This is a genomic window from Mycobacterium arosiense ATCC BAA-1401 = DSM 45069 (assembly GCF_002086125.1).
In the GTDB taxonomy this organism is placed as follows: domain Bacteria; phylum Actinomycetota; class Actinomycetes; order Mycobacteriales; family Mycobacteriaceae; genus Mycobacterium; species Mycobacterium arosiense.
In genome coordinates, this window is the sequence record NZ_MVHG01000146.1 from 1 (window position 1) to 5,698 (window position 5,698).

Sequence of the window (5,698 nt, forward strand, 5' to 3'; positions counted from 1 at the left end):
TACCTCCTCGACGAACCACCTGACATGACTCCAACCTTCCCAAGAAGTGGAGTCTCCAGACATCCCGGGGCGGTTCACGACGACACGCCCGCAGCACCTTCCCAATTCTGCGCAAACAAGGCGTAGTTTCAACCCAACTGACAGGTGATTGCGACATGGTGACAACCATCAAGACCTATGCTCGCGACCTGGCGCAGTGGTGGGGACATATCTCGGACAGCGCAAAGCGTTGGAACACGGTGCAAATCAACGACTTTGGCAACTTTCTCACTGCGGTCCGACGCGATGAGTTCGACCCGAAGGTTCGTCAATGTCACCCAAGGCGGGCGGTGTCCGAAGCAACTGTTCGGCCGAGGTTGCGCCCAGTACTGGGCTTCTATCGCTATACGCCAGCTGCGGAACGACGTCGCACCGTTCCTCTACGAGCAGGTTCGTGGCAGCTTCGGAATTAGCGGTCGTTCCTCGAGCACGTCGCCAGTCGCAACCCACAACACCGTGTAGCAGTTCGAGTACGTGTGCCACACAAGGAGAGTCCCATTCTTGCCCCGGGTGTAATTGACTATCTTCTTTGACGCCGAAGCGCAGCGCTCTCCGAGCACCTATGGTGGTACGGCGATCTGCGTTATCACCTGCTGTTCTCGCTGCTGGCTGGCCGAGAGGGGTATGCCCGCCCGACTGGATTCCCAATGGGGTGCATTGCGTGCTGAGCACAGTGCCTCCTGTTTGGGCCAGCAGATAAGCCTACCCGCAATGGCGGCACGGCTGCTGGGCGAGGGCGCCGACCTTTACGACATAATTCATCTCGACAAGCGAGCGGACCGGGCCCTGCCTAGCGGGTGGTGCACCCTGCCGCCGAAACAGTTGTGCGACAAAGGGATACCGGTTTTATATGCGATAATTTCGCCACCGACGCCACTCACGAACCGGAGCTTCGTCGCCAGCTTGAGTCAACGCAGCGGCTCATCGAAACCAGGCGGGCGGTGTTTATGGCCAAGTACGGCACTTTGATGGGTCATGACAGTGTGTGGTTGCAACGCCGCCGCAACGAGATCGACTCACCAAACCGGATCCTGCTGTCCATCAACGACGTCACCGACCGCGCCATCCGTGGCCCCGGCGCCGACGAAGAGTTTGCATGGTCCAGTCGGCAGATGCCGCACGGCAGACCCATCCCTTTAGAAGACCAGAGCGTGGACGCGAGCTTAGATAGCTCTGCGAATCTAACAGTCCACCCGAACCCCTGCCGCTGAAAGTCGATGCCGACCAGTGAGGCTCCCGTTTCGCGGCGCACTGCGCCAATCAGCGGTCTAGGTAGGACATCGACGGTTCATCCATCGTGACCACGTTCCCGCCACCAATCGCCGACGATCAAGTGACTTGGACCGATTCCGTACTCCGGGCTAGCAGTTACATAGCCCTGGTGATATAGATAGAGTCCGTGGCTACGGGGGCGAGGGCGTACGAGGTGCGTGAGGACGTCGTTGACTTCCTCGATGACGCCGCAGACTTGACGATGCGGTTTTTGGCTCCACGGGAAGCTCTTTCGGTGTCCGCGGTGTTCGTGCTGAATCGCGTGGGACGCGAGGGGCCGATGCGGCTGACGACGCTTGCCACCAGTGAGGGCGTCAGTCAGCCGTCCATGACCCAGCTGGTGCAGCGATTGGAGCGCCAGGGACTGATGACGCGATGCTCTGACCCGAGCGACGGCCGGGCGACCCTGGTGGCCATCACGCCCGCTGGGCGGGAGGTGATGGCTCGTCGCAGGCAGGTCCGAGCACAGCGGCTCGCAGAGTTGTTGGAGACGCTGACCGACCAGCAGCAGGAGCGCCTGCTCTGGCTGTCGGTGCTGGCCGCGGGCCCAATCATCCGCCAACTCGTCGAGAACGCCGAAGTCTGCCTGGCCCCTGGCCGGGCAGCCGCTGATCGAAAGGTGTGTGGGTGAAGGCGATTCCGGTGGGCCACTGGGTGGCTCGCGGTGTCTCGAAGCTGGGGAAAGTATGGGTCCCCCTGGTCGTCATCCTCGTCCTCGCCATCTCGGGACTGGTCGTCTCGCGTCTGCACAAGGTCTTCGCATCGCAGGACCTCAACGCTAATGCCGGAGCGGGAATCGAAATCGTGCAGTTCAACCCCAAGGTGGTGGTCTACGACGTGTGGGGGCCGCCGGGAGCCACCGCGCAGATCGGCTACTTCGACCCGGATGCGAAGGTGCATCAGGTCACTACCGTGCTTCCGTGGACCGTCACCCTGTCCACCACGCTGCCGACGGTGAGCGCCAGCCTGATGGCACAGGCCAACGGCGACCAGATTGGATGCCGCGTCACCGTGAATGGAATCGTCCGTGAACAGCAGTCCGCCGACGGCGTCCACGCCCAGACCTACTGCCTGGTGAAGTCCGCATGACACACGCCACCACGGAGACCACGTCGTCGGGCCACCGGCCCTATTTCCCGCATCTGCTGCGCATCCTGTCCCTCCCGATCGTCATCTTCTGGATTTTCGTCGCGGTCGTCGTCAACACGATCGCCCCGCAGCTCGAGGTCGTGGGCGAATTGCACGCGGCGCCAATGGCGCCCGAGGACGCGCCGTCGATGAAGGCCATGAAGCTGATGGGCGCCAACTTCAAGGAGTTCAACTCCAACAGCACGGTCATGGTCGTCATCGAAGGCCAGAAGCCACTCGGCCCCGACGCCCACAAGTACTACGACGACATCATCGCCAAGCTGCGCAAGGATCCCGAACACATTCAGCACATTCAGGACTTCTGGGGTGACACGCTGACTGCGGCGGGTGCGCAAAGCGCCGATGGCAAGGCGTCCTACGTGATGATCAACCTTGCCGGCGAGCAGGGCATGACCCTGGCCAACGCGGGTGTCGAAGCGGTTCGCAAGGCCATCGAGGAGACGAAGGCCCCCCACGGCGTGCAGGCCTACGTCGCCGGGCCTGCCGCCCTGACCCGCGATCAACACGTAATCGGCAACGCCAGCCTCGGCGTGATCACCATCATCACCCTGGCTGCCATTGCGATCATGCTCTTGATCGTCTACCGCTCGATCGTCACCACGCTGATCCAGCTCTTCCTCACATTCCTCGCCTTGCTCACCGCCCGCGGCGTGGTCTCGGTGCTGGCCTTGCACGGTGCGTTCGGGCTCACGACGTTCGCGGGCAGCATCCTCACGATGCTGGCGATCGCGGCGGCCACCGATTACGGCATCTTCCTGTTCGGCCGGTATCGCGAAGATCGCGGCATGGGGCTGGATAAGAACGACTCCTATTACGCCACCTTTAAATCCGTGGCACCCGTCATCGTGGGGTCTGGTCTGACGATCGCTGGTGCGACGTACTGCCTGAGCTTTTGCCGGTTGCCCTACTTCGCCACCATGGGTGCCCCGGTCGCGATCGGCATGATCGTGGTGGTGCTCATCGCCGTGACGCTCGGCCCGGCGGTGCTATTCCTCGGCAGCAAGGTCGGCCTCTACGAATCCAAGCGGCCACCCAAGAGCGTCTTCTGGCGCAAGGTCGGCACCGCGGTCGTGCGTTGGCCCGCACCGATCTTCGTGGCCAGCCTGGCCGTGGTGCTGATCGGCCTGGTGGCCATCCCGGGGTACAAGCCGGCCTACAACGACCGCTACTACCTACCCAGCGATGCCCCGGTGAACGTCGGCTTCGCCGCGGCCGACCGGCACTTCTCGCAGGCCCGGATGAATCCGGACATCCTGATGGTCGAGGCCGACCACGACATGCGCAATCCCGCCGACATGCTGGTGTTGAATGCGGTGGCGCGCAACGTGATGCACACCGAGGGCATCGCGATGGTGCAGAGCATCACGCGGCCGTTGGGTATCCCGATCCAGCACAGCTCGATTGCGTTCCAGACCAGCGTCTCGGGGCAGACAAGCAACTTGAACCTGCCGTTCCAGCGCGATCAGCTGGCCAATCAGCTCAAGACAGTCGACTCGATGAACCAGTCCATCGCCATCATGGAGAGGCAATACCAACTCTCGGTGGAGCAGACCAACCTCACGGTGGCCTCTGATAAGACGTCGCAGCAACTGCTTGAGGCCATCAAGGAGGTGCGCGACCACATCGCGGACTTCGATGACGAGTTCCGGCCGTTGCGTTCGTACTTCTACTGGGAGAAGCACTGCTATGACATCCCGATGTGCCACGCGCTGAGGTCGCTGTTCGACTCGCTCGACGGCATCGACGAGACGACGAATCTGACTGAGGAGAACCAGAAGAACACCGACAAGCTTGCTGACCTCGCCCCTAAGCTCACTGCGCTGCTGCCGAAGACTATCGAGCAGATGAAGGTCAGCAGGGATCTGACGCTCGCTTCCTACAACTCGCAGAAGGCTCTGCTCGACCAGATGCAGGCCACCAACGACACCGCGCTCGCGATGGGCACTGCCTTCGACGACTCCAAGAACGACAGCCTTTTCTTCCTGCCACCAGAAGCGTTCACCAATCCCGACTTCAAACGCGGTTTGGAGATGTTCCTGTCCCCGGACGGCAAGTCCGCACGCATGTTCATCACCCACGAGTCCGACCCCGCCACCGTCGAGGGCATCGCCCGGGTGAATTCCGAGCGCAAGGCCGCACAAGAGGCGCTGAAGATGTCGTCGCTGTCGAACGCCAAGATCTACCTTGGTGGGGTGGCGGCGACCTATCGGGACATGGCCGACGGCGCCAAGTTCGACTTGATGATCGCGGTGGTGTCGGCGTTGACGCTGATCTTCATCATCATGCTGATCCTGACGCGCAGCGCGGTGGCGGCGGCGACCATCGTCGGCACGGCCGCCAGTTCCATCGCCGCATCGTTCGGAATCTCGGTGCTGTTGTGGCAAGACCTGTTCGGCAAACCGATCGAGTGGCTAGTCATGCTGATGTCGGTCATCATCTTGCTGGCCGTCGGATCCGACTACAACCTGCTGCTGGTATCCCGGTTCAAAGACGAGATCCACGCCGGCCTGCACACCGGGATCATCCGGTCGATGGCCGGCACTGGGGGCGTCGTCACATCGGCCGGGTTGGTCTTCGCGGCCACCATGGCGGGCATGCTCTACAGCGACCTAATCGTGCTGGCGCAGATGGGATCCACCATCGCGATCGGCCTGCTCGTCGACACCTTCATCGTGCGTTCGCTGCTGATGCCGTCGATCGCCACGATGCTCGGCCGGTGGTTCTGGTGGCCCCAGGTGGTCTACCCACGCGGAGATTGGCACATCAAGTCCCGCAACCACGCAACCCCCCAAGGTGGCGAGGAAGAGGACACTGCGTTCGTGCCGGTGACGCACTGACCGACGCGCTCGCGAACCGTTCCAGGCGTTCCAACCAATAAGTTGGAGAGGCGAGCCCGGGAGTTCAACCGGGTGCTGATGCCAGGCGGCCTGGCGCTCTGGCGTTTCAAAGTTGGCGATGAGCCGCGGATACTCACCAGTGCGATCGGACAAGGTGTCCACCTGACGTTCATCCGTCGGCAGCCCCAATGAGCTGCAAATCAGCTGTCCAGTGCAGGATTTGGCGTTTATGCCGAGTTGATTCGCCAGCCTGACGACGGTTTCGAATCGACGCCGCACGCATATCTCATCGCACGAAAATCCGTAGGGCGTCACGCGCCAGACGGTCAAGTCCAGGGACGTGGTGTACGGGGTCGTCTTGTGATTCTTCGAGATGATGGTTCAAGCGGTCAGTGCCGCAG

At 62.0% G+C, this 5,698-nt stretch carries 4 protein-coding genes; all 4 read left to right on the forward strand.

Annotated features, from left to right (window positions below; all coding sequences use genetic code 11):
* The first annotated feature begins 839 nt into the window (after window positions 1-839).
* The gene (locus tag BST14_RS27275; RefSeq protein WP_142279644.1) at window positions 840-1,250 is read left to right on the forward strand and encodes a hypothetical protein; all 411 of its coding nucleotides are present in this window, start codon (window positions 840-842) and stop codon (window positions 1,248-1,250) included.
* A 188-nt stretch (window positions 1,251-1,438) separates the two neighbouring features.
* Window positions 1,439-1,942: a MarR family winged helix-turn-helix transcriptional regulator gene (locus tag BST14_RS27280; RefSeq protein WP_306460742.1), complete on the forward strand. Its 504-nt coding sequence runs from the start codon at window positions 1,439-1,441 to the stop codon at window positions 1,940-1,942.
* Window positions 1,939-2,400, forward strand: coding sequence for an MmpS family transport accessory protein (locus BST14_RS27285; RefSeq protein WP_083067405.1), 462 nt, complete (start codon window positions 1,939-1,941; stop codon window positions 2,398-2,400). The genes BST14_RS27280 and BST14_RS27285 overlap by 4 nt, the downstream gene beginning before the upstream one ends.
* Window positions 2,397-5,297 carry an MMPL/RND family transporter gene (locus tag BST14_RS27290; protein WP_083067403.1) on the forward strand — a complete coding sequence of 967 codons (2,901 nt, stop codon included), beginning with the start codon at window positions 2,397-2,399 and terminating at the stop codon, window positions 5,295-5,297. The genes BST14_RS27285 and BST14_RS27290 overlap by 4 nt, the downstream gene beginning before the upstream one ends.
* Window positions 5,298-5,698 lie beyond the last annotated feature (401 nt).

Excerpts from the sequence above, each read along its gene's own strand:
- BST14_RS27290 (WP_083067403.1), top strand. The coding sequence starts at position 2,397 with ATGACACACGCCACCACGGAGACCACGTCGTCGGGCCACCGGCCCTAT.